A 22781-nucleotide genomic window follows, 5' to 3' on the forward strand; every position below is an offset into this window, starting at 1 on the left:
CGGGCGGTATGTCATTCTTCGAGCACCACGAGTCAGCCGTCCCCGGGAGAACCGTGATGCACCCTGCCGTACGGCCACGGCCCGCGTCGCGGCCGGCGCCCCAGCCCGCACCCCGGTCGCGCGCGCCGCGCCCCCGGTCGCCGGCGGACGCCGAGTCGCTGCGGGTGTTGCACCGCGCCGCCCGCGTCCTGCTGGAGGGCCTGCCCGGCCTCACCGACCGGCTGGTCGCCGCCCTGGGGGAACGGCAGCCCGCCTACCGGGCCGCGCTGGACGACGACCACGCGGGCATCTGGCAGGAGGTGCACCGGTCGCTGCGGCACAGCGTCTCCTCCCTGCTCGATCCGCGCGGCACCCGCGACACCGCCCGCCGCTGCTCCTGGCGCATCGGCGTCGGGCGCGCCGAGCAGGGGATCCCGCTGGACGCGGTGCTGCACGCCTACCGGCTGGGCGGTGCCCTGGTGTGGCAGGAGCTCGTCGACGTCACCTCCCGCACGGCGCCCGAGGACGTCCGGCTCCTGGTGCACGTGGCGGGCGACGTCTGGAACTTCGTCGACGAGCACTGCACGCTCGTCGCGGACGCCTACCGGCAGACCGAGCGGCAGCTCGCCCGGCGGCGCGAGGACCGGGTGCGGTTGCTGGCCGCGGCCCTGCTCGACGGCACCGGCCGCATCGCCGACCTGCCCGAGACCGCGCGGGCCCTCGGCCTGCCCGGGCAGGGCCGGTACACCGTCGTCGCGGTCGCGGGCGCGCGGTCCGCCGACGTCCTGCGCACCCTGCTGCCCCCGCGTACGCGGGTGCACTGGCACACGGGTCCGCAGACGGACTACGGCATCGTCGCGGGCGGGGACGGTCCCGCCGCCGTACCGGCCGTACCGCCGTGCGACCTGCGCGTCGGGATCGGTCCGGCGGTGGACGGGCTGGCCGCGGTCGGCGACGCCCGCCGGCTGGCGGACACCGCGCTGCTGCTGTGCCCCGGCACCGGCGGCACGGTGCGGCTGGCCGCCCACCTGCCCGAGGCGCTCGTGGTGTCCAGCCCGGATCTGGCGTCCTTACTGGTCGAGCGGGCGTTCGGGCCGCTCGCGCGGCTGGAGCCGGCCGACGCGGAGGTGCTGCTGGACACGGTGGCCACCTGGCTGGCCTGCGACGGTTCCGCGCAGCGGGCGAGCCGCCTGCTGTACTGCCACCGCAACACCGTCCTGAACCGCCTGCGCCGCTACGAGCAGGTGACCGGCCGGTCCCTGTCCCGCCCCGCCGACCTGGTCGAGACCGCCCTGGCCCTCACCGCGCGCCGGCTCCTGCCGCGCTCTCGGGCCCGCTGACCCCGCCGGGCCCCGTCCGGTCGGGGTGGCGCGGCGACCGGCACCGGCCGCCGCGCCGTCGGCTGCCTCGGCGGTCAGGCGGACCGCCACAGGGCCGGTACCGCCGGGGGCTCCCAGCCGGACTGGGCCGTGTGCGGCTGGAGGCAGGTGTAGGCACGGCCCGCGTAGGTGACCTGGTCCCCCGCCCGGTAGGTGACGCCCGCCGCCCAGGTGCCGCCCGGCGGCGGGGTGGGCGTGGGGGTGGGGGTGGGGCCGGGGTCCTGCGGGACGTCGAGGACGAAGTCGAACGCCGCCTGCCGGCCGCCGCCCGCGTCCCGGACGGTCATCAGCAGCCGCGCGTCGAAGATCGTGTCGGTGCTGTTGCGCGGCTCGTCCGGGAAGTACAGCTGCGTGGTCAGCACGGGCCGGCCGGGCGCCTGCACCTTGACGTGGAGGTGCCGGGTGCGGCCCGGGTAGAGTCCCGGCACGATCGTGGTGAGCGCGAACGAGCCCCGAGAGTCGGTGTACTGGTGCCCGCGCAGCCGGAACCCGGTGTTGTCGTACGCGCCGTTGGTGTCGGCCTGCCAGAAGTCCAGCAGGACCCCGGTCAGCGGGCGGCAGGCCCGGCCGAACACGTAGCCCGTCACGGTGAGCGGCGTCCCCGGCATGCCCGGTTCCAGGAGGCTGGTGCGCTCCGGCGAACGGGGCTTGAAGTAGGGGCCCTCGATCTGTTCCGGGGTGGGGTCGTCGCCGTCGTCGCACGACGGGGTGAGTGCGGGCGCCGTTCCTCCCCCGGCCAGGGTGCGGGCGAGGGCGGGGCCGCCCATCAGGGCGACGGGGATCGCCGCGGTGGCCGCGAGCGCCGCCCGCAGCACCGTCTTGCGGCCCACGAGCCGGGGGGACCTCGCCCCCTCCCCCGGGCCCCGGTGACGCGCGCCTGCGGCGTCCGCGCCCGTCCCGGCCGTCGCGTCCGCGCCTGTTCCGTTCGTGCCTTCCGCGTGCATGGCTGCTCCTCCTGTGGGGGTCCGACCGGCACTGAACCTAGGCGCGCGTCAGCGGGGCTTCGAGGGACTGATGAGGGCGGCTGTGGTGTTTTCTCCGGAAGTCGCCGGGACTGCTGCCGGTCTCCCGCCGGAAGAAGCGGCTGAAGTAGGCGGGGTCGTCGAACCCGGTGCGGGCGGCGACCTGCCGCACCGACAACTGGGTGTGGGCGAGCAGCCGTTGGGCCTGGTACGCGCGCGCCTCGATGAGCAGCCGTCCGGGCGGGCGGCCGGTGGCGGTCCGCACCGCCTGCGTGAGATAGCCGGGTGTCACGCCCAGCCGGTCGGCGCACTCCCGTACGGACCGGCCCGCCGTCTCGGGACGGGTGAGCAGCCGGGTGAACGCCTCGGCCACGGCGGCCGGCCTGCCCCCGGCCCCCGTCTGTGTGCCGGTCCCGGGGCCGCCGCCGGTACGGTCCGGCAGCCGGGCGGCGCGTACGACGAGCACGTGGAGCAGGGAGCGCAGGACGCTCTCGTGTCCCGGGGCCCGCTCGCGGTGCTCGGTGACGAGTTCGGTCATCAGGCGTGCGACGGAGCGGTCCTCCTCGGCGTCCAGGGCGAACCAGCACCGCCGGCCGAGTCCGCGCAGGGTCCGGCGGTCGCCGGGGTGGTCCACCAGGAAGTCGTCGGTGAACAGCACGAGCGTCCCCTCCGGCCCCCGGCCGCCCTCCCAGTGGTGCACCTGGCCGGGCAGGACGACGGCCAGGTGCGGGGGCCGTACCGGCCACCGGGCGAGATCGACGACGTGGGTGCCGGAACCGGCGCTCACGTGGACGATCTCGTAGAAGGTGTGCCGGTGCGGCCGGTCCCAGCGGGAGAGCGGGCCGACCGCCTCGAAGGAGCCCGCGGCGAACGGCAGGGCGCCCGGCCCGGCCAGTTCCAGCCGGTGCAGGGGTAAGTCCCCGGCCGGGGGCGGCGGGCTGGGGGCGCCGGGCAGGACGGTGGTGCTGCGCATGGGCGGTGGTCTCCTCCGTGGCGGGTGTCGGGACACTCATCGGTACCCCATCTACACCGGTCAGGTACAGACCAATTCGGTCGGTGCGACGATGCCACGGGCTGGGGGCCGGAGAACCGGACGTCCGCGTACCGGCGTCCCGGACCGCGCTTGACCTTGCCCCGAGGAGCAGGGTTCAGCGTGGGGCGAGGTGAACGGCATGAGAATCGGTGAGCCGGCGCGCCGGGCCGACGCGACGGTCAAGGCGGTGCGGTACTACGAGTCCCTGGGATTGATCGTGCCCGGGCGGCTCGCCAACGGCTACCGGGACCACGGCGAGGACGACGTGCGTCTGGTACGGGAGATCAGGGCCCTGACCCGGCTGGGCATCCCGGTCGAGCGCACCCGGCCCTTCCTGGAGTGCCTGGCGGCCGGCCGGGACCACGCCGACGACTGCCCGGCCTCGCTGGCCGGCTACCGCGACGCCATCGACGAGCTGACCGGGCGCATCGAGGCGCTGACCGCCCGCCGCGCGGCACTGATCACGCAGCTGAACACGGCCGCCCACCGGGGTGCCCCCGGCGCGCCCCCCGGGCCCGACGGGACGGGCGGGGAGAACGGCAAGGACGGGGAGGACTACCTGTCGCTCCCCGCCGAGCTGCCCGTCCCCGAGGACGACGGCGCCGCGGACCACCTGCCCGGCACCCGCGTCCCGCTGATCTCCCTGCCCACCACGGCGGGCCGCGAGGTCGCGCTCGACGCGCTCGGCCCCCGCCGGACGGTGCTCTACGTCCACCCCCTCACCGGCCGCCCCGGAACCGACCTGCCGGCGGGCTGGGCCAGCATCCCCCCGGCGAAGTTCGTCGAGGGACGGCTGCGGGCGGTCGTCGGCGTTGAGCTGGTCATCAGCCGGATCGAGGCCAAGTTCAAGCTGAGCCAGAACCAGCCGCGACCGAACGCCGAGGGGGTCGTCGCGGGGCTGGAGGCCCGCGGCCGGGACCAGGACGCGGCGCTCGCGGCGGCCGTACGCGCCCACAACCCGCCGGCCGCCGACGGCCGGGCCGGTCGCGGGCCGGCCCACGGTGTTCCGTCCGGTCAGGCGGACGGCCGCCCGTCGGGGCCGAAGCTGGCGAAGTAGGCGGCGGCCATGTCCGCCCCGCCGTGCCCCTGCGCCCCGGCACGCTCCAGGCGTTCGGCGCTCGCGGCGGCCACGTCGAGGCGTACGCCGTTGCGCTCGCCCGCCTCGACGATGAGCCGGGCGTCCTTCGCGGCCGTGTCCACCGCGAAGTCGGGCGGGGTCAGTCGGTCGTCGAGGATGAGCGCGGACTTGGCGCGCAGGTAGGGCATGTCGAGCGGGCCGCCGTCGATGGCGTCGAAGAAGCTTTGCGGGTCGACGCCGAGCGCCCGCGCGAGGGCCATCGTCTCGCCGGCCGCGGCGGTGGCCGCGATGACCCAGCTGTTGGCGACCAGTTTCAGCCGCGTCGCGCTGCCGGCCGCGCCGTCCTCGCCGGTCCACACGGTGCGGGAACCGACCGCGTCGAAGACCGGGGCGACGGCGTCGCGGTGTGCGACCGGTCCCGCGGCGAGGACGAGGAGGTTGCCGGTCTCGGCGGGCCGGCGGGTGCCCAGCACCGGCGCGTCGAAGAGGACGAGGCCGTGTTCGTGCGCGAAGGCGGCCAGCTCGCCGATGGCGTCGATGCCCGCGGTGGTGGACTGCGCCCAGAGGGTGCCGGGCCGCAGCGCCGGGGCGGCCTCGCGCAGGACGTCCAGGACGGCCGGGCCGTCGTGGAGCATGGTCAGGACGACATCGGCGCCCTCCACGGCCTCGGCGGGCGTCCCGGTGACGCGGGCGCCGTCGGCGGCGAGGGGCTCGGCCTTGGCGCGGGTGCGGTTCCAGACGCGGACGGTGTGTCCGGCCCGGACGAGGTTGCGGGCCATCGCGGCGCCCATGATGCCGGTGCCCAGGACGCCCACGGTGAGTTCGTCGGCCATGTCGTCGCCTTCCTGAGAGTGTGCCTGCGGGTCGCCCGCGCGGTGCGGAATCTGATCGTCCGGTCCGCCGGGCGCCCCCTTCACCAGCACACGTGCCCCCGGCGCGCCCCGCGCACCCGCGCTCCCGCGCCCGGTCACCCACCGCATGCGCCGGTGGCTGGTTCCGTGCACTGCGGGCGTACCGGCGGTGCGCCGGCGGACAAGCTCCCCCGCCCGGCCGTCCTACGGTGGCGAGGCAGTCCCGAACCGAGGAGAACGTCGATGTCCGATGCCGTAGCACCGGTGAAGCCGGTACTGGCATCCGCCGCAGCCGAGTTCGCGGCGGCCACCGCCCAGCCGCCGTAGCTGTTCGACCTGCCGCCGGCGGAGGGGCGCAAGGCGGTCGACGAGGTCCAGTCCGGCGCCGTCGACAAGCCCCCGGTCGACGAGGAGTGGATCACCGTTCCCGGCGGCCCGACGGGCAGCGTCCGCACCCGCGTCGTCAGGCCCGCCGGCGCCACCGGCACCCTCCCGGTCGTCCTCTACATCCACGGTGCCGGCTGGGTGTTCGGCAACGCCCACACCCACGAGGGGCTGGTGCGCGAACTCGCCGTCGGCGCCCGGGCCGCCGTCGTCTTCCCCGAGTACGACCTCTCCCCCGAGGCCCGCTACCCCGTCGCCGTCGAGCAGAACTTCACCGTCGCCCGGTGGATCGTGGCACAGGGCGCCGGCCACGGCCTGGACCCGGCCCGCATCGCGGTCGCCGGCGACTCGGTCGGCGGCAACATGACCGCCGCGCTGACGCTGATGGCCAAGGAGCGCGGCGGTGTCCCCCTGCTCCAGCAGGTGCTCTTCCACCCGGTGACCGACGCCGCCTTCGACACCCCGTCCTACCACCAGTTCGCCACCGGCTGCTTCCTGCGCCGCGACGGCATGCAGTGGTTCCGGGACCAGTACACCACCGACCCCGCCGAACGCGCCCTGATCACCGCCTCCCCGCTGCGCGCCACCACCGAGCAGCTGACCGGCCTGCCCCCGGCCCTGGTCATCACCGGCGAGGCGGACGTGCTCCGCGACGAGGGCGAGGCGTTACGCCCACAAGCTGCGCGAGGCCGGCGTGCCGGTCACGGCCGTGCGCTTCCAGGGCATCATCCACGACTTCGTCATGCTCGACGCCCTGCGCGGCACCCACGCCGCCGCGGCCGCGATCGACCTGGCCGTGCGGGCCCTGCGCGGCGCGCTGCACACGGACTGACCCCGGCGGGCGGCGGTCCGGGCGCCGGGCGCCGCCGTCCGCAGGTCAGGAACCCGACTCGTCGAGGCGGCGTACGTCCTCCTCGTCCCACTTCCTGGTGTCGCGCGGCTGGGTGTACGGCTCGGCCTGCGGTGGATGGCCGCCCGCGACGGCCCGCTGCCGCACGGTCTCGGCGTCGAACTCCAGGCCGAGCAGGATCGCCAGATTGGTGAGCCACAGCCACACCAGGAAGACGATGACGCCCGCCATGGTGCCGTAGGTCTTGTTGTACGACGCGAAGTTGGCGACGTAGAACGCGAAACCGGCGGAGGCGGCCATCCAGATCAGCAGGGCGAGGGCGCTGCCCGGGGTGAGCCACCTGAAGCCCTTGACCTTGGCGTTGGGGGTCGCCCAGTACAGGATGGCGATCATCACGGTGACGAGGACGACCAGCACCGGCCACTTGGCGATGGTCCAGACGGTCAGCGCCGTGTCGCCGATGCCGAGCGTCTGTCCGGCGCGGCGGGCCAGGCCACCGGTGAAGACCACGATGAGGGCGCTGGCCACGGCGAGGACCATCAGCACCACGGTGACGCCGACCCGGACCGGGAGGATCTTCCAGGCCGGACGGCCCTCGGGCATGTCGTAGACGGCGTTGGCCGCGCGGATGAAGGCGGCCACGTAGCCGGACGCCGACCACACGGCGAGCACGATGCCGATCAGGGCCACCAGCGAGCCGGCGCCGGAGCCGTTGCCCAGCTGCCGCACGGCCTGGGTGATGATGTCCCGGGCGGGGCCGGGCGCGAGGTTGCGCAGGTTCGCCAGCACCTTGTCGGTGGCGGACTTTCCGGCCACGGCCAGCAGCGAGACCAGCACGAGGAGCGCCGGGAACAGCGAGAGGACGGCGTAGTAGGTGAGCGCCGCGGCCCGGTCGGTCAGCTCGTCGTCCCGGAACTCGCGCAGGGACCCCTTGAGCACCGCGGCCCAGGCGCTCCGGGGCAGTTTCACGGGAGTGTCCGGGGCCCGCCGTTCGACGTCCTCGCCGGGGCCGGCCTCCTCGGGCGACGGGATGTGCGCCGCCGGGGTGCCGTCGCCGGGCCGCGGGTCGTGCCGCCAGGGGACATGCAGCTTTGCCATGGTCCCCGGGTAACCCCATGACGGCGCCTCAAGCCCCGGGGCGCGCGAGGGTCAGCCCCGGCCTCCGCTGAGGTTCCCCCACCGGGGGCCGATCTGCTTCCACTCCTCGTCCCATTCGGCCATACGCCGGCGGATGAGACGGCTCCGGACGACCCAGCCCACGCCCCAGACCGCCGCTCCGGCCGACGGGGCGACGAGGGCGCCGGTGAGCGCCGCCTGGAGGTCCGCCCCGGCGCCGGTGACGGGCGCGGGCACGATCCGGTCCGCCTGGTTCGTCCACACCGTGACGGGGGTCCCGGCGGGGCGTCCCGGGAGGACCTTGGTGCGGTCGGTGTGGACCGATCCGTCGGGGTCGGTCCAGCGCACCGACGCCCACACGCGTCCGTCGTCGTACCCGGTGCCGGCCGCCGGGGTCCTGGCGGTGTCGTCGGTGAACACCGCGGACACGGTGTGCAGCCGGGCCTGCCGCGCCGCGAACACCGACTCCGAGGTCTGGGCCGCCACGAGCCCGCCGAGGACACCGGCCGCCACCGCGAGCACCCACGTGGCGAGGACGATCCAGGCCTCGACGACATCGCTGTGCCGCCGCAGCGGATTGCGCCGCCACCGCCACAGCCGTACCTGGGTGACCGTCGTGGAGGGTGTCCGTGTCATTGTCACCGCCTCCTGGCGCGCGGTCTCGCGGACCCGGCCGCCGAACCTCACGACACCATCGTGCACCCCAACCGGGACGGCGGCGCGTCCGCGCCGGGCGGGACCGCCGGTGGCCTCCCGCCCGGCCCCTCCGGCGCCCGGACGGGTCCGTGCGGTCCAGGGGGCGCGCGCGGGTCCCGCGGGGCTCTCGCGGCGTGCCGGGGGCCCGCGCCGCCCGTCGGTGGCTCTTCTCACAATCCGGCGGAAAACGGGCCGGAGGTGACGGCCGCCACGTCGCCGGACGCGCGCGCTGGCTACGTTCGTGACCCATGCCGTCCCTCCTCTCCCCCACCGCACGTGTCCGCACCGGCGCCCTCCTGGCCTCGGCGGCGGCCCTCCTGTCCACCGGCCTCATCCACCCGGCGCCGGCCGCCGCCGCGCCGGCCGTGCCCGTCCACGCCACCGCCGCCGTCCTCGACCTGGACGGCGCCGGCGGCACGCCCGTGGTCCACGGCGAGGACAGGGCGTACGACACCGCCAGCATCGTCAAGGTCGACATCCTCGCCGCCCTGCTGCTCCGGGCCCAGGACGCGGGGCGGCAGCTCACCGCGCAGGAGCGGAAGCTGGCCGAGCCGATGATCCGGCGCAGCGACAACGCGGCGGCCAACGCCCTGTGGCGGCTGATCGGCCGGGCCCCGGGGCTGGCGGCGGCCAACAGCCGGCTGGGACTGACCGCCACGACGGGCGGTCCCGGCACCAAGTGGGGTCTGACCCGCACGACCGCGACCGACCAGGTGCGGCTGCTGCGGGAGGTGTTCGAGCCGGACGGCCCGGCGCCGGCCGCCCTGGACGCCGAATCCCGCGCCTACATCCGCACGCTGATGGGCCAGGTCGTGCCGGAGCAGTCCTGGGGCGTCTCCGCGGCCGGCGCCGCGGGTGCCGGTCGGGTGCTGAAGAACGGGTGGCTGGAGCGCAACACCACGAACCGGTGGGACGTCAACAGCATCGGCGAGGTCACCGTCGCGGGGCACCGGTGCCTGGTGGCCGTGCTGACGGACGGCAGCGCGTCGATGGGCGACGGGGTGTCCCTGGTGGAGCGGACCGCCCGGGCCGCCGTGGCCTGAGCGGTGCTCACCCACCGACGGAGACCGGCGTGGGAGGCGTTCCCGGGTCCCCTGTGACACGCCTGTGCGGTCCGGGCTTTTCGGCCGGCACGAACGGGGCACGCGGTCGGAGTAGGGCATTCCGACCGGAGGGGCGGTACACGATGGCCGAGTACGAACGTTCCCGCACGATGCCCGCGCTGCCCGAGCACGTCTTCGACCAGGCCGCCGACGTCACCCAGCTCGACACCTGGCTCCCCGACCGCCTGCATGTCGACGTCGACACCCCGCCCGCCGTCACCGTGCACGAGGACGACAGCGGCCGGGACCTGCCCGCCCTGCTGCGGTCCGAGCGGGACCAGATGCGCCTGGAGTGGGGCACCCGCGGCCAGGGCAGTTACGCCGGCTGGCTCCAGGTGGCGGGCATCGGCAGCGGCGCCAGCGAGGTCACCGTCCACCTGTCCTTCTTCGAGGCGGACCACGACCCGGGCGAGCGGGCCGTGCAGGAGGCCCTGGACGGCAGCCTGCGACGGCTGGAGGACCAGGTCCGGATGCGGGTCGACAACACGGCCGGCTGACGTGGCGCGGCCGGCCGACTGGTGTCCGCTGACCCTGACCACACCCGTCAAGCAGCACGTCTTCGGCGGCCGGGCCATCGCCGACCGGCTGGGCCGCACCGGGCTGCCGCCCGGCCCCGTCGCCGAGACCTGGGAGGTCAGCGACGTCGACGGCGAGGGCGCCACCGTCACCCAGGGACCGCTCGCCGGGCGGACCCTGCGCGAGCTGATGACCGAGGACCCCGGCGGCCTGCTGGGCGACCGCCCGCGCGGCCCGCGCTTCCCGCTCCTCACCAAGTTCATCGACGGCACCCGTCCGCTGCCGGTGCACCTGCACGCCGACGACGAGACGGCCCGCCGCCTGGAGGGGGAGCCCAACGGCAAGACGGAGGCGTGGCACGTGCTGGACGCCGCGCCCGGCGCCACCGCCCTGGTCGGGGTCCGGCCCGGGGTCGACCGGGAGCGGCTGCGCCGGGCGCTCCTCGACCAGGACTTCGACGCGGTCATGCGCCGGCTGCCGGTGCGCGCCGGGCAGACCGTCTACGTGCCGGGCGGTACCCCGCACAGTTTCGGTCCGGACACCCTGGTCCACGAGATCGAGCAGACCTCCGACATCCAGCAGCACGCCATGCCCTGGCGGATGGAGGACGGTTCACCGCTGGAGGAGGGAGAGCGGGAGGCGAACATCGCGCGGCTGCTCGACGAGTGGCGGCCCGGGCCACGGCCGGAGTTCCGGCCCGGGCTGAGTGTCACGGTCGACGACGCGGTGGTGCGCACGGTGCTGTGCGCGGGGCCGTACTTCGCCCTGGAACGCTGGACCGCGGGCACCACCGCGCCGATCAGCCGGACCTTCTCCACGGCCCAGGTGCTCAGCAACGCCGGCGCCCCGACGACCGTGACCTGCGGTGGATGGACCGGCCGGCTCGGCCGGGCGCGGACGCTGCTGCTGCCGGCCGCGCTCGGCCGGGTGCGGGTGGACGGGCCCGCCGACGTGCTGTTCGGTTTCCTGCCCGACCTGGAGGCCGACATCCGCGCCCCGCTGGCGGCGGCCGGGTACGGGCCCGCCGCGATCGCCGCGCTCGGCGAGGGGCTGTGACGCCCGGGCCGGGCGCGGCGGGGTCCGGGCGCCGACCCGTCAGTTCACGGAGGACCCCAGTCCCTGGGTCGAGTAGGCGCACTCCGTGTAGAGGTAGCCGGGCCTGAGTTTGGCGGTGTCCGAGGCCGGGGTCGCCGTCCCGCCGTGCGGCTTGTGCACGAAGTAGGTGGTGCCGGCGGGAAGGCCGATGGTGCGCTGCGGGTAGTCCCGGCCACTGTGGCTGCACGGCTTGAAGTGGGCGGCCAGCCGGTCGGCGAACGTGTAGGACCGGCAGCTCCCGCAGCCCTTGAGGATGAAACTGCCGGTGACCGGGCCGGTGTACAGGACGGTGATGTCGTCGGGGCTGTCGTTCTTGACCGTGACGGAGATGCCGCCGCCGGAGGTGGTGGTGGGCAGCTTGCGGCCGGCCGCGGGGAGCGTCTGGGCGACCTCGGCGGCTATCGCGGTCTTCTGCGCGCGCGTCCGGTTCCGGTCGTGCCGGTGGTCGGCGGCGAACTGCTCCATGGTCTTCTGGGCGGCGGCGAAGTCGCCGTCCCGGTACTGGTCGACGCCGCAGGCGTACCCGCCCGAGTCGCCGCTGCGGCCGGCCCGGCCCGCGGCCTTCGCCAGCCCGCCGTCCGTGTCGCCCGCCGACTGCGACAGGTCGCCGATCCGGGTGTCCAGCGTGTGCAGCCGCTCGACGGCCGCGCAGGGTTCGTCACCGCCGACGGCCTTCTCCGCCGTCCGCACCGCCGAGTCGACGGCGGGCACCACCCGGGCCGCCGGCCCCGAGCGCGGGAAGGTGTTCAGCAGGTCGCCGAACCGGGTGACCCAGTCGGCCTCGCCGGCCGCGAGGCCCTGTGCGCCGCACTCGTACAGGGCGGTCGCGAGCCGGTCGTCGGGCCAGTGGGCCAGCGGGCCGAGCCGGTCCTTCGGCATCGTGGCGGGCACGGTGCGCAGGTACTTCAGCGGTTCGACGGCGTCGCAGTACTGCCGGTGGCCGTAGGGGGCGCCGACGGTCGTGTAGTAGGTGCGCAGGCTGTCGGGGACCTTGTGGGCGGCCCGGGATCCGGGGTGGTCCGCGGCGAGGTCCCGGTAGACGTCGAGGGCCGTGAGGTAGTCCGCCCGGGCGGCGCGGAACGGCTGCCGGCCGCCGGCGGCGACCATGTCGTCCGCCCGCTCCAGACGGCCGAGCAGTTGCTGCTCCACCGCCTCGTCATGGGCGTCCAGGTACCAGAGGGCTCCGCCGGCCGGTACGGCGAGGAGCAGGACGCCGAGCAGCAGCGCGAGGGGCGCGCTGCCCGGCCGGACCAGCGGGGCGCGCAGTCCCACGGAGGCGCCGTGGGCGGCCGCCGCCAGCAGGACGACGGCGTAGCCGGCGAGCGCCGCCCCGGGCACCCCGTCGGCGTCCGCCGGGAGCGCGAAGGACAGGAACAGGCCGGTCGCCACCCAGCAGGCGGCCGTCTCGAAGCGGCGCCGCAGCAGTGCGTAACCGAGTCCGAGGCCGCTCAGGTTGAGCAAGGCCACCGCGACGGCCCGCGCGACGTCCGGCGGCCCGGCCGGGGTGGACGGCGGCGCCGGGACCGGCGGCGGCCCCGGCGGCATGGGCGGCGGGCCCGGTGGCATCGGCGGCCGCGGTGCTCCCGCGAACCCCTGACCCGGAACGTACGGACCTTCGGACATGTCGGCTCCCCCCGGTCAACTGCGCCCGCATGTCTACGGATCGGCAGTGTACGGGGGCGGGAGCGGGCCCGGCAGCCATCCCGGGAACCCCCTCGCGTCCACCTCCCCCTTATTTGCCTCATGTCCTGTTCATCCGGTCCGGCATCCGCTCGACGACCCCCTTTCGGCCCCTTTTTCCCGTCCCCGGCCCGGCGGGGTGCGGGGTCGCCGATGATGGGCGGGACGTGGCCCGGCGAGGGGAGGGAGACGGCCGTGGGATGGACGACGGAGGAGTTCGGGGAGTCGCACGAGGGCATCGTGGGTGCCGTCCTGGCCGACGGCAGCGAGCCGGAACCCGCCCGTTTCGACATCGGCGACGGCAGCGAGACGTACACGACCCGCGAGTGGTGGGCGTACGACGGCGGCGTGCCCCGGCCGAGGGCGGCGGCGGTGCGGGCCTCGTGCAGCTGCGGCTGGCGCGGTCCGAGCGTGCCGGTGCCGTGGGGAGAGCTGGACCGGGACGATCTGGAGGACCTGGACGTCTCGGAGGCACGCCGGGACTGGAGCGAGCACATCCGCACGGTCGAGCGGCAGACGGTACCGCTGCCGGACGAGCTGGCCCAGTTGCTGAACGCCGTCGAGGACCGGCTGTTCGCGCTGGCCGAGGACGCGCCGGCCGCCGCCCTGCGGGCCGTCACCGCGTTGGACCGCCTGACCCGGCGCGCCGGCCGGGAGGCGGCCTGTGTGATCGAGGAGGACTTCGACCGCCGGTGGGAGGCGCTCGGCCGGGCGCTGGGCATCGGCGCGGACCGGGCACGGTCCCTCGTCACCCACTACCTGCTGCTCCGCTGAAGCGCCGTCCGCCGCCCGCCGTCCGTTCCGTGCTCCGCCGCACGGCCGACGGTCACGGCGCGTGTCCTCCCCTGTCCGGCGCAACCGCGGTGCGTCCGACGGGCGGGCGGGCGTCCCGGATGTGACCGTGGGGGGAGAACCGCGGACGCTCCGGTGAGGAGAAGGCATGGCCAACAGGGTCGGCGAGGGCTGTGAGCAGCTGGGTGCCGTGGCGGACGCCGTGCTCTACGAGGGGTACCTGCTGTATCCCTACCGCCGGTCCTCGGCGAAGAACCGGGTCCGCTGGCAGTTCGGGGTGCTGCTCCCCCGGGACTGGGTGGAGCGGGACGGGCCGGTCACGCCGGGGATCTCCGGTTCCGCCGACTCCTGGTACCAGCGGACCGAGTGCCTGCTGCGGGCCGACGGCGACGACGCGGTCGTACGGGTGCGGGTGCGCTACCTCCAGATGCAGCACAAGCAGCTGGAGGCCCTCGACGGCGACGGGCGGCACCGCCCGGTCGAGTCGCTGCGCACGCCCGACGGGGTCACCCACCTGTCGTTCGAGGAGGCGGTGCCCCGCGAGACGGAGCTGGTGCTGCCGCTGGCGGAGCTGCTGCGGGGCGGGCGGACCGTCCCCGTGGGAGCGCCGGCCGGGGCGGAGTACGAGCCGCTGCCGTCGGGAGCCGGACGGACGGTGCGGCGGCGCCGGGAGGTACGGGCCGAGACGACGGTCCTCGCCGAACCGCTCGCACCGGGGCTGTGCCGGCTGCGGGTGCGCACCGAGAACACCGGCGAGGCCACCGACCCGCGGGCCGGGCGCGGTGCGGTGCTGGGGCAGGCGCTGCTCGCCACCCACACGCTCCTCGCCGGGGAGGCGGTGGAGTTCGTGTCGCTGATCGACCCGCCCGCCGCGCTCGCACGGCACGTGCGCGACTGCCGGAACGCCTTCACGTTCCCCGTGCTCGGCGGGGCGCCGCCGGTGCCGGCGGACGGTGACGGGGCGACGGCCCCCTTCCTGCTCTCCGCGCCGATCATCCTCCCGGACCACCCGCAGGTGGCGCCCGAGAGCCCGGGTGACCTGCACGACGCGGCCGAGATCGACGAGATCCTCACCCTGCGCACGATGCTGCTGACCGACGAGGAGAAGGCCGAGGCCCGGGCCACCGATCCACGGGCCGCGCGCATCCTGGACCGGGTGGAGACCCTCCCCGAGGAGGCCTTCGCCCGCCTGCACGGCACCATCCGCTCCATGGCGCCCGTACCCGGCCCGGCCCCCGGCCGGCCCGTCTGGTGGCAGGAGCACGGTGACGACGGGCTGGCCCCGGCGACGGACACCGTGCCGGTGGGCGGGGTTCTTGTGGGCGGCGGCAGCCGGGTGCGGCTGCGTCCGCGCGGGCGGGGCGCCGACGCCCAGGACATGTTCCTGGACGGGCGGACCGCGCACGTCGCCGCGGTCTTCCACGACGTGGACGGCAGCGTCCACCTGGCCGTCACCGTGGACGACGATCCCGCCGCCGAACTGCACGGCTGGTACGGCCGGTTCCACTACTTCCGGCCCGACGAGCTGGAGCCGCTCGGCCCCGCCGGCGCGCCGGGCCCGCCGGGACCGCCCCGGCCGCAGGCCCCACGGCCCGCGCGCCCCGCCGACCGGCCGGAGCGGGGACGGTCCGATGCGCGCCCCTGACACCCCGGCGGGCGGCCCCGGGAGCACCGCTCCCGGCCGACACCCCGCACCGATCCTCGCGGCCCCCTCGGCCGCGGCCCGGAACCGATTCCGCAACCGGCTGCAACGGAGGCCGCAGACATGACCACGCAGAGCGGTACCACCGAAGTGAGTGACGAGCCCAGCAGGGCCGGGGCACGGGAGGGGTTCGACGAGATCACCATCCTGTGGATCTCGGAGGGCATGAGCTGCGACGGCGACACCGTGTCGCTGACCGCGGCGGGGCAGCCGTCCATCGAGGACGTGGTGCTCGGACTGATCCCGGGCCTGCCGAAGGTGAACCTGGTCAACAAGGTCCTCTCGCCCAGCCTGGGCGGGGAGGACTTCCTCGCCCCGTACCGGGCGGCGGCCCGCGGCGAGCTGGAGCCGTTCATCCTCGTCATCGAGGGGTCGATCCCCAACCAGAACATCATCGAGGGCGACGGCTACTGGACGTCGTTCGGCAACGACCCGGAGACCGGGCAGCCGCAGACGCTGAACTGGTGGATCGACCAACTGGCGCCCAGGGCCTGGGCGGTGGTGGCCGCCGGTACCTGCGCGACGTTCGGCGGCATCCACGCCATGGCCGGCAACCCGACCGGCTGCATGGGCCTCGCGGACTACCTGGGCTGGGACTTCAAGGCACGGTCGGGGCTCCCCATCGTCAACGTGCCGGGCTGTCCGATCCAGCCGGAGAACTTCATGGAGACCCTGGTCTGGACGCTCCAGCACGCGGCCGGTGCCGCTCCCCCGCCGCCGCTGGACCACATGCTGCGGCCGCAGTGGCTGTTCGGCAAGACCGTGCACGAGGGCTGCGACCGGGCCGCGTACTACGAGCAGGCCGACTTCTCCAAGGACTACAACTCCCCCAAGTGCCAGGTGAAGATCGGCTGCTGGGGTCCGGTCGTCAACTGCAACGTGCCCAAGCGCGGCTGGATGGGCGGCCTCGGCGGCTGCCCGAACGTCGGCGGCATCTGCATCGGCTGCACCATGCCGGGCTTCCCGGACGCCTTCATGCCGTTCATGGACGAGCCGCCGGGCGGCACCCTGTCGTCGATGGTGATCAGGCCGTACGGGGCGGTCATCCGCCGACTGCGCGGCCTGACCAACGACATGGTGAACCACGAGCCCCGGTGGCGCCACAACAAGCGTGAGCTGACCAGCGGTTACGACCCGCGCTGGCGGCCGTGACCCGGCCGGCCGCCGCACCCGGCCCACAGCCCGCCACCCACCCGCAGAACCCGAAGAGCGAGGGGCAGCACCGCACATGACCACCACCGAGTCCCGGCCCACAGGACGCAAACCCGCCCAGATCGTGGACATGTCCTGGGATCCGATCACCCGGATCATCGGCAACCTGGGGATCTACACGAAGATCGACTTCGCCAACCGGGAAGTCGTGGAGTGCCACAGCACCTCGTCGCTCTTCCGCGGCTACTCGGTGTTCATGAAGGGCAAGGACCCGCGCGACGCCGGGTTCATCACCTCGCGGATCTGCGGGATCTGCGGCGACAACCACACCACCTGCTCCAACTACGCCCAGCAGATGGCCTACGGCGTCAAACCGCCCAAGCTGGCCGAGCACATCACCAACCTCGGCGAGGCCGCGGAGTACATCTTCGACCACACGATCTTCCAGGACAACCTGGTCTTCGTGGACTTCTGCGAGGCGATGGTCAAGGCCACCAATCCCAGTGTCCTGGCCCGCGCCGAACGCACGGACGCGCCCCGCGGGGACGTCCACGGCTACCGGACCATCGCCGACATCATGAAGGCCTTCAACCCCTTCGAGGGCGAGGTCTACAAGGAGGCGCTGAAGGTCAGCCGGATCACCCGGGAGATGTTCTGCCTGATGGAGGGCCGGCACGTGCACCCCTCCACGCTGTACCCGGGCGGGGTCGGCACGATGCCGCAGCCGAGCACCTTCACCGACTACCTCAGCCGGCTGATGCGCGTCATCGACTTCATCAAGAAGGCGGTGGCGATGAACGACGACGTCTTCGACTTCTTCTACGAGGCGCTGCCCGGCTACGAGGAGGTCGGCAGGCGCCGCGTGATGCTCGGCTGCTGGGGTGCCTTCCAGAACCCGGACGTCGTCGACTACCGCTACGCGACGATGAACGAGTGGGGCAAGGCGATGTACGTCACCCCGGGCATCATCGTCGACGGCAAGCTCGTCACCAACAACCTCGTCGACATCAACCTCGGGCTGCGCATCATGCTGGGCAGCTCCTTCTACGAGGACTGGGTCAACGAGGAGCCGTTCGTCACCCACGACCCGCTGGGCAACCCCGTCGACATGCGCCACCCGTGGAACCAGACCACGGTCCCGGTGCCGCAGAAGCGGGAGTTCGACGGCAACTACAGCTGGGTGATGAGCCCGCGCTGGTACCACCAGCAGAGCGGTGAGCACCTCGCCCTGGACACCGGCGGCGGCCCCCTCGCCCGGCTCTGGTCCACCGCGCTGAGCGGCCTGGTCGACACCCCGTACGTCAAGGCGACCGGCGGCTCCGTCCGGATCACCCTGCCCAAGGGCGAGAAGCTGCCGGAGACGACCCTGGAGTGGCGCATCCCCAAGTGGAGCAACACCCTCGAACGGGACCGCGCCCGGCCCTACTTCATCGCCTACGCCGCCGCCATGGCGCTCCAGTTCCTGGAGGAGGCGATGCAGATGCTCCGCAGCGGCGACACCAAGGTGTACGAGAACTTCGAGGTGCCGGACGAGGCCATCGGCTGCGGCTTCCACGAGGCGGTGCGCGGGGTCCTCTCCCACCACCTGGTGATCCGCGACAAGAAGATCGCCAACTACCACCCCTACCCGCCGACCCCGTGGAACGCCAGCCCCCGCGACATCTACGGCACCCCCGGCCCGTACGAGGACGCCGTCCAGGGCCAGCCGATCTTCGAGGAGAACGGACCGGACGACTTCAAGGGCGTCGACATCATGCGCACCGTGCGCAGCTTCGACCCCTGTCTGCCGTGCGGCGTCCACATGTACATGGGCAAGGGCAAGACCCTGACCACCGTGCACTCGCCGACGTACGGAGCCGACCATGGCTGATGCCGCACGGTTCGCGGACCCGGCGGTGGAGGCGCGGCTCGCCCGCCTGGACGAGGTGCTGGCCGGGCTGGAGGCCGCGCCCGGCCCGGCGCTGGAGGCGGTGGCGCTGCTGACCGAAATCTACGGCGAGGCCCTCGCCCGGGTCGTGGACCTCGCCGGGGAACCGCTGCGCGAGCGGCTCGCCGAGGACGAACTGCTCGGGCACCTGCTGGTCCTGCACGACGTCCACCCCGAACCGCCCGAGCGGCGGGCCGCCCGCGCGGTGGAGAAGCTGCGCCCGGCGGTGCGCGAGCGCGGCGGCGAGCTGGAGTGGGCCGGCCTGGAAGGGCAGGTGGCGCGGGTGCGGCTGAAGTCCGGTGGCGGCGGCTGCGGCTCCGGCTGCGGCAGCGGCAGCGGCTCCGGCTCCTCCGACATCTCGGAGGCCGTCCGGGCGGCGGTGCTGGCCGTGGCTCCCGAGCTGACCTCGGTGGAGACGGTGGAGGCGGCCCCCGAGCGCCCGGCCCCCGCCTTCGTGCCGCTGACCGGCATCCGACGCCGGCCCGTGGCCCAGGAGACGCCGTGAGCGTGGACGGAGCGCTCGCCAGGATGATCCGCTCCGCAGCCGACCGCGTGGAGCGGGCCGGGGCCGAGACCTGCGAACTGTGCGCCGCCCCGGTGGGCCCCGAACACGCCCACCTGTACGAGACCGGTACCGCCGAGGTGCGGTGCGCGTGCCGTCCCTGCTCGGTGCTGTTCGCCGCCGACGGGGCCGGTGAGGGCCGCTACCGGCTCGTGCCCCGCCGCCGACTGCGGCTGCCGACGGTCGACACGGCGGTACTGGGCGTACCGGTGGGGCTGGTGTTCTTCGTGCCCCGCGCCGACGGCACGGTCACCGCGCAGGGACCGAGCCCGGCCGGGGCCATGCGGTGGGAGGTCGACGCGGCGGCCTGGCGGCGACTGTCGGCCGAGGTGCCACAGCTCGCCTCCATGACACCCGACGTCGAGGCGCTGCTGGTGAACAGCGTGCGCGGCCTGGACGAGCACTGGATCGTGCCGGTCGACGACTGCTTCCGGATGACGGCCGTGATCCGCCGCGAGTGGCGGGGCCTGTCCGGTGGCGGCCGGGTGTGGCCGGCCGTAGAACGGTTCTTCGAAGAGCTGACCGAGCGGTCGTAGGCACCGAGAAGGAGAGCGGACATGGGCAGCATCCGAGTGGGCCGCCCCCAGGCGAAGCCCGACACACCCACCCACGTGCGCGGGCTGCACCAGGGCAACTGGGGCCCGTACCACCGTCAGACCGGACACCACGAGGACGGCACCTCCGACGCGCGCCGCTCCACCGGTATCCACTGGAAGCGGCACGACGCCCTGGTGAAGGAAATGCCGAACATCTCGCCGGGATGACGAAGCGGGGACGACAGAAGAGGGAAGTGATCGTCATGGACGTCCGCAGGCGAAGCGGGACCGCGCGCGCGGAGATGTCGGGACGCCGGCTGCTGCTGATCCAGGCCGCGCTGGCCGGCGCCCTGGTCGCGGCGCTGTTCGTCAAGGAGTTTCCGGGCCTCGTGCGCGAGGTGCGGATCTACCGGATGACCGGGGGCCTGCGCGCCCGCCGCCGGTATCCCTGAGGCCGGCGTGCACGAGCTGTCGATCGCGACCGCGATCGTGGAGCAGGCCGGGGAGATCGCCCGCGCGGACGGCACCGGCGGTGTCTCGTCGGTGACCGTCCGGGTGGGCGAGCTGGCCGGTGTGGTGCCGGACGCGCTGGACTTCGCCTTCGAGGTGGCCCGGGACGGCACGGCCCTCGCGGGTGCCCGGCTCGTCGTCGAGCGGGTGCCCGCGAGGGCCTGGTGCGGGGAGTGCGCCGAGGAGTTCTCCCTCGGCATGCCGCCGTTCTTCTGGTGCCCGCGCTGCGACCGGCCGTCGCGGGACCTGCGCAGCGGGCGGGAGCTGGAGATCACGTGCGTCGAGGGGGTGCCGGTCCCGCCCTGACGGGTGGGGCCGGCACCGCCCGGCGGTCAGCAGATGCGGGGCAGCTGCTCCCCCAGCGGCAGGTCCAGCACCCGGGTGCCACCGAGTCCGGTGGCGACGACCACCATGCCCGGGTGGTCGGCCACGCACTCGCCGACGAGGGCCGCGCCGGTCCCCCGCGGGTGGGCGCGCATGGCCGCCAGCACGGCCTCTGCGTGCTCCGGGGGGACGAAGGCGACGAGCCGGCCCTCGTTCGCCACGTACAGCGGGTCCAGGCCGAGGAATCCGCAGGCGTTGGCGACCTCCTCCGGGACGGGGACCGCCCGCTCACGCAGCCGGACACCGGTGCCGGAGGCGCGCGCGATCTCGTTCAGGGAGGCGCCGAGACCGCCCCGGGTGGGGTCGCGCAGGACGTGGAGGTCGGGGGTGACCGCCAGCATGGCCGCCACCAGGTCCGCCAGGGGCGCGGTGTCGGAGGCGATCTCGACGCCGAACTCCAGCCCCTCCCGCACGCTCATGACGGCCACGCCGTGCAGGCCGATCGGTCCGCTGACGATGACGGCGTCGCCCGGCCGGGCGCGCTGCGGGCGGATGTCGACGCCGTCGGGCACCAGGCCGACGCCGGCGGTGGTGACGTAGACGCCGTCGCCGTGCCCCGACTCCACGACTTTGGTGTCACCGGTGGCGACGGTGACCCCCGCCGCCCGGGCGGCGACGCCGACGGCACGGGCGACGCGCTCCACCACGGCCAGTTCCACGCCCTCCTCGAGGATGAACGCGGTGGACAGGTAGGCGGGCCGGGCGCCGCTCATCGCCAGGTCGTTGACGGTGCCGTTGACGGCGAGGTCGCCGAGGCTGCCGCCGGGGAAGAACAGCGGGCGTACGACGTAGGAGTCGGTGGAGAAGGCCAGCCGGGCGCCGCCCAGGTCGAGGACGGCCGAGTCGGCGAGGGCGGCCAGGGTCGGGTTGCCGTAGGCGGGGGCGAAGACGTGCTCGACCAGTTCGGCGGAGAGGGCGCCGCCTCCGCCGTGGCCCATGACGACGACCGGCTGGTCGCGCAGGGGCGCCGGGCAGGTCCAGGCCGCGGGGTCGACGGCCGTGACGCCCGCGGCTGCGGCTGCGGCTGCGGCTGCGGTCTCTTCGGTCGCTTCGGTGGCGAGGTCAGCCAACGGAGTTCATCTCCTCCCGCGGGACACGGGGTCCCTGTGGTGCCGGGGCGTTCATCCGGCGGTACAGGTAGTAGGCGGCGCAGGCACCCTCGCTGGAGACCATGGTGGCGCCGAGCGGGGTGCGCGGGGTGCAGGCCGTGCCGAACGCCTCGCACTCGGTCGGCTTGATCAGCCCCTGGAGGACCTCGCCGGCCCGGCACACGGCGGGTTCCTCGGTGCGGATGCCGGTGACGTCGAAGCGGTGTTCGGCGTCGTACGCGCGGAAGGCGTCGGTCAGCCGCCAGCCGCTGGCCGGGATCGGTCCGATGCCCCGCCAGTTGCGGTCGGTGACCTCGAAGACCTCCTCGATCATGCGCATGGCCGCCGGGTTGCCCCGGTCGCGCACGGCGCGGGCGTAGGCGTTGTCCACCCCGTACTGCCCGCGCTCCAGCTGGCGCACGGCGCGGCGGATGCCCTCCAGGATGTCTAGGGGCTCGAACCCGGTCACGACGATCGGCACACGGTGCTTCGCGGCCAGGTCCGGGTACTCGGCGGTGCCCATGACGCTGCACACGTGACCGGCGGCGAGGAAGCCCTGCACCCGGCAGGCGGGCGCCGACATGATGGCGTCGATCGCCGGGGGTACCCGGACGTGGGACACCAGCAGGCTGAAGTTGTCGAGGCCGAGCCGGCGGGCCTGGTGCACGGCCATGGCGTTGGCGGGGGCCGTCGTCTCGAAGCCGATGGCGAAGAACACGACCTGGCGGTCCGGGTTGCGGCGGGCCAGGTCGAGGGCGTCGAGCGGGGAGTACACCACGCGTACGTCACCGCCCTCGCCCTTGACGCGGAACAGGTCCCGGTCGGTGCCCGGCACGCGGAGCATGTCCCCGAAGGAACAGAAGATGACGTCGGGGCGGGCGGCGATCTCCAGCGCCTTGTCGATGACGTCGAGGGGGGTGACGCACACCGGGCAGCCGGGGCCGTGGATCAACTCCACCTGTTCGGGCAGGAGCTGGTCGATGCCGTGGCGGATGATGGAGTGGGTCTGGCCGCCGCAGACCTCCATGAGTGCCCAGGGGCGGGTGGCGGTGGCACGGATCTCGTCCAGCAACCGGTGTGCCAGAGCTGGGTCGTTGAACTCGTCGAGGTACTTCACCGGGTCTCGCTTCCGCTCTCCTGTCGGGCCGCCTGCTCCCAGGCGTCACCGAACTCCTCTTCCAGCAGTCCGAGTTGCTCGAACAGCTCCAGCGACGCCCGGGCCGACTCCTCGTCCAGGCGCTGGAGCGCGAAGCCGACGTGGACGATGACGTACTCCCCGACGCGCACGTCGGGCAGGTACTCCAGGCACGCCTGTTTCTGCACACCGCCGAAGTCGATCAGCCCGGTGAGCGGGTCGGCGCGGTGGTCGATGGACACGACCTTGCCGGGCACTGCCAGACACATGG

General features: G+C 74.3%; 23 protein-coding genes and 1 pseudogene. 15 read left to right on the forward strand and 9 right to left on the reverse strand.

The genetic code is table 11. The features are described 5' to 3' along the window. Window positions 1-56: 56 nt before the first annotated feature. Entirely contained in the window at window positions 57-1319 is a 1263-nt protein-coding gene (locus ACIQVT_RS13450; protein WP_403751572.1) for a helix-turn-helix domain-containing protein, read from the forward strand. A 74-nt stretch (window positions 1320-1393) separates the two neighbouring features. Here ACIQVT_RS13450 and ACIQVT_RS13455 read toward each other — a convergent pair whose 3' ends face one another. Next, the gene (locus tag ACIQVT_RS13455; protein ID WP_403751574.1) at window positions 1394-2188 is read right to left on the reverse strand and encodes a carbohydrate-binding protein; all 795 of its coding nucleotides are present in this window, start codon (window positions 2186-2188) and stop codon (window positions 1394-1396) included. Between the two features lie 151 nt (window positions 2189-2339). Then, the gene (locus ACIQVT_RS13460; RefSeq protein WP_403751576.1) at window positions 2340-3293 is read right to left on the reverse strand and encodes a helix-turn-helix domain-containing protein; all 954 of its coding nucleotides are present in this window, start codon (window positions 3291-3293) and stop codon (window positions 2340-2342) included. Window positions 3294-3492: 199 nt separating this feature from the next. Here ACIQVT_RS13460 and ACIQVT_RS13465 point away from each other — a divergent pair, with 199 nt between their 5' ends. After that, window positions 3493-4410: a MerR family transcriptional regulator gene (locus ACIQVT_RS13465; RefSeq protein ID WP_403751578.1), complete on the forward strand. Its 918-nt coding sequence runs from the start codon at window positions 3493-3495 to the stop codon at window positions 4408-4410. Here the strand turns inward: ACIQVT_RS13465 and ACIQVT_RS13470 are convergent. Then, window positions 4368-5264, reverse strand: a complete 897-nt coding sequence (locus ACIQVT_RS13470) for an NAD(P)-dependent oxidoreductase (protein ID WP_403751580.1) — start codon at window positions 5262-5264, stop codon at window positions 4368-4370. The two genes, ACIQVT_RS13465 and ACIQVT_RS13470, sit on opposite strands and share 43 nt — an antisense overlap. Before the next feature lie 345 nt (window positions 5265-5609). Between ACIQVT_RS13470 and ACIQVT_RS13475 the strand changes: the two are divergent. After that, window positions 5610-6498 (forward strand): annotated as a pseudogene (locus tag ACIQVT_RS13475) (alpha/beta hydrolase). Window positions 6499-6543: 45 nt separating this feature from the next. On the opposite strand, the gene ACIQVT_RS13480 reads toward ACIQVT_RS13475, so the two are convergent. Both ACIQVT_RS13480 and ACIQVT_RS13485 read right to left on the reverse strand, forming a co-directional pair. Next, entirely contained in the window at window positions 6544-7614 is a 1071-nt protein-coding gene (locus tag ACIQVT_RS13480) for a YihY/virulence factor BrkB family protein (RefSeq protein WP_403751581.1), read from the reverse strand. Window positions 7615-7665: 51 nt separating this feature from the next. Then, the gene (locus ACIQVT_RS13485) at window positions 7666-8268 is read right to left on the reverse strand and encodes a hypothetical protein (RefSeq protein ID WP_403751583.1); all 603 of its coding nucleotides are present in this window, start codon (window positions 8266-8268) and stop codon (window positions 7666-7668) included. Between the two features lie 308 nt (window positions 8269-8576). On the opposite strand from ACIQVT_RS13485, the gene ACIQVT_RS13490 reads away from it, so the two are divergent. The 3 genes from ACIQVT_RS13490 to ACIQVT_RS13500 all read left to right on the forward strand — a co-directional run bounded on the left by ACIQVT_RS13490 (window position 8577) and on the right by ACIQVT_RS13500 (window position 11003). Continuing rightward, on the forward strand, window positions 8577-9371 hold the full coding sequence (locus ACIQVT_RS13490; protein WP_403751585.1) for a serine hydrolase: 795 nt from the start codon (window positions 8577-8579) through the stop codon (window positions 9369-9371). A gap of 143 nt (window positions 9372-9514) precedes the next feature. Next, on the forward strand, window positions 9515-9928 hold the full coding sequence (locus ACIQVT_RS13495; RefSeq protein WP_403751587.1) for an SRPBCC family protein: 414 nt from the start codon (window positions 9515-9517) through the stop codon (window positions 9926-9928). Window position 9929: 1 nt separating this feature from the next. Then, on the forward strand, window positions 9930-11003 hold the full coding sequence (locus ACIQVT_RS13500; RefSeq protein ID WP_403751589.1) for a class I mannose-6-phosphate isomerase: 1074 nt from the start codon (window positions 9930-9932) through the stop codon (window positions 11001-11003). Window positions 11004-11042: 39 nt separating this feature from the next. Here ACIQVT_RS13500 and ACIQVT_RS13505 read toward each other — a convergent pair whose 3' ends face one another. Beyond that, window positions 11043-12587: a hypothetical protein gene (locus tag ACIQVT_RS13505; protein ID WP_403751803.1), complete on the reverse strand. Its 1545-nt coding sequence runs from the start codon at window positions 12585-12587 to the stop codon at window positions 11043-11045. A gap of 330 nt (window positions 12588-12917) precedes the next feature. Here ACIQVT_RS13505 and ACIQVT_RS13510 point away from each other — a divergent pair, with 330 nt between their 5' ends. The 9 genes from ACIQVT_RS13510 (at window position 12918) to hypA (ending at window position 20209) form a co-directional block, all read left to right on the forward strand. After that, window positions 12918-13496, forward strand: a complete 579-nt coding sequence (locus tag ACIQVT_RS13510) for a hypothetical protein (RefSeq protein WP_403751591.1) — start codon at window positions 12918-12920, stop codon at window positions 13494-13496. A 166-nt stretch (window positions 13497-13662) separates the two neighbouring features. Beyond that, window positions 13663-15159: a hypothetical protein gene (locus ACIQVT_RS13515; RefSeq protein WP_403751593.1), complete on the forward strand. Its 1497-nt coding sequence runs from the start codon at window positions 13663-13665 to the stop codon at window positions 15157-15159. 120 nt (window positions 15160-15279) lie between these two features. After that, window positions 15280-16368, forward strand: coding sequence for a hydrogenase expression protein HypE (locus tag ACIQVT_RS13520; protein ID WP_403751595.1), 1089 nt, complete (start codon window positions 15280-15282; stop codon window positions 16366-16368). 76 nt (window positions 16369-16444) lie between these two features. Continuing rightward, window positions 16445-18238 (forward strand): nickel-dependent hydrogenase large subunit, encoded by a 1794-nt coding sequence (locus tag ACIQVT_RS13525; RefSeq protein WP_403751597.1) that lies wholly within the window; start codon window positions 16445-16447, stop codon window positions 18236-18238. Further along, window positions 18231-18800: a NifU family protein gene (locus tag ACIQVT_RS13530; RefSeq protein ID WP_403751599.1), complete on the forward strand. Its 570-nt coding sequence runs from the start codon at window positions 18231-18233 to the stop codon at window positions 18798-18800. The genes ACIQVT_RS13525 and ACIQVT_RS13530 overlap by 8 nt, the downstream gene beginning before the upstream one ends. Then, window positions 18797-19393: a DUF5947 family protein gene (locus ACIQVT_RS13535; protein WP_403751601.1), complete on the forward strand. Its 597-nt coding sequence runs from the start codon at window positions 18797-18799 to the stop codon at window positions 19391-19393. The genes ACIQVT_RS13530 and ACIQVT_RS13535 overlap by 4 nt, the downstream gene beginning before the upstream one ends. A gap of 21 nt (window positions 19394-19414) precedes the next feature. Then, window positions 19415-19621 carry a hypothetical protein gene (locus ACIQVT_RS13540; protein WP_373906761.1) on the forward strand — a complete coding sequence of 69 codons (207 nt, stop codon included), beginning with the start codon at window positions 19415-19417 and terminating at the stop codon, window positions 19619-19621. 35 nt (window positions 19622-19656) lie between these two features. Beyond that, window positions 19657-19845: a hypothetical protein gene (locus ACIQVT_RS13545; protein ID WP_403751603.1), complete on the forward strand. Its 189-nt coding sequence runs from the start codon at window positions 19657-19659 to the stop codon at window positions 19843-19845. A gap of 7 nt (window positions 19846-19852) precedes the next feature. Continuing rightward, entirely contained in the window at window positions 19853-20209 is a 357-nt protein-coding gene (gene hypA / locus ACIQVT_RS13550) for a hydrogenase maturation nickel metallochaperone HypA (protein WP_403751605.1), read from the forward strand. A gap of 26 nt (window positions 20210-20235) precedes the next feature. Here the strand turns inward: hypA and hypE are convergent, their stop codons facing one another. The 3 genes from hypE to ACIQVT_RS13565 all read right to left on the reverse strand — a co-directional run bounded on the left by hypE (window position 20236) and on the right by ACIQVT_RS13565 (window position 22779). Further along, window positions 20236-21225, reverse strand: coding sequence for a hydrogenase expression/formation protein HypE (hypE, locus tag ACIQVT_RS13555; protein ID WP_403751805.1), 990 nt, complete (start codon window positions 21223-21225; stop codon window positions 20236-20238). Between the two features lie 124 nt (window positions 21226-21349). Further along, window positions 21350-22492: a hydrogenase formation protein HypD gene (gene hypD, locus ACIQVT_RS13560; protein ID WP_403751607.1), complete on the reverse strand. Its 1143-nt coding sequence runs from the start codon at window positions 22490-22492 to the stop codon at window positions 21350-21352. Beyond that, window positions 22489-22779 (reverse strand): HypC/HybG/HupF family hydrogenase formation chaperone, encoded by a 291-nt coding sequence (locus ACIQVT_RS13565; RefSeq protein ID WP_356824801.1) that lies wholly within the window; start codon window positions 22777-22779, stop codon window positions 22489-22491. The genes hypD and ACIQVT_RS13565 overlap by 4 nt, the downstream gene beginning before the upstream one ends. Window positions 22780-22781: the final 2 nt, after the last annotated feature.

This window comes from Streptomyces sp. NPDC100445, assembly GCF_044759735.1.
In the GTDB taxonomy this organism is placed as follows: domain Bacteria; phylum Actinomycetota; class Actinomycetes; order Streptomycetales; family Streptomycetaceae; genus Streptomyces.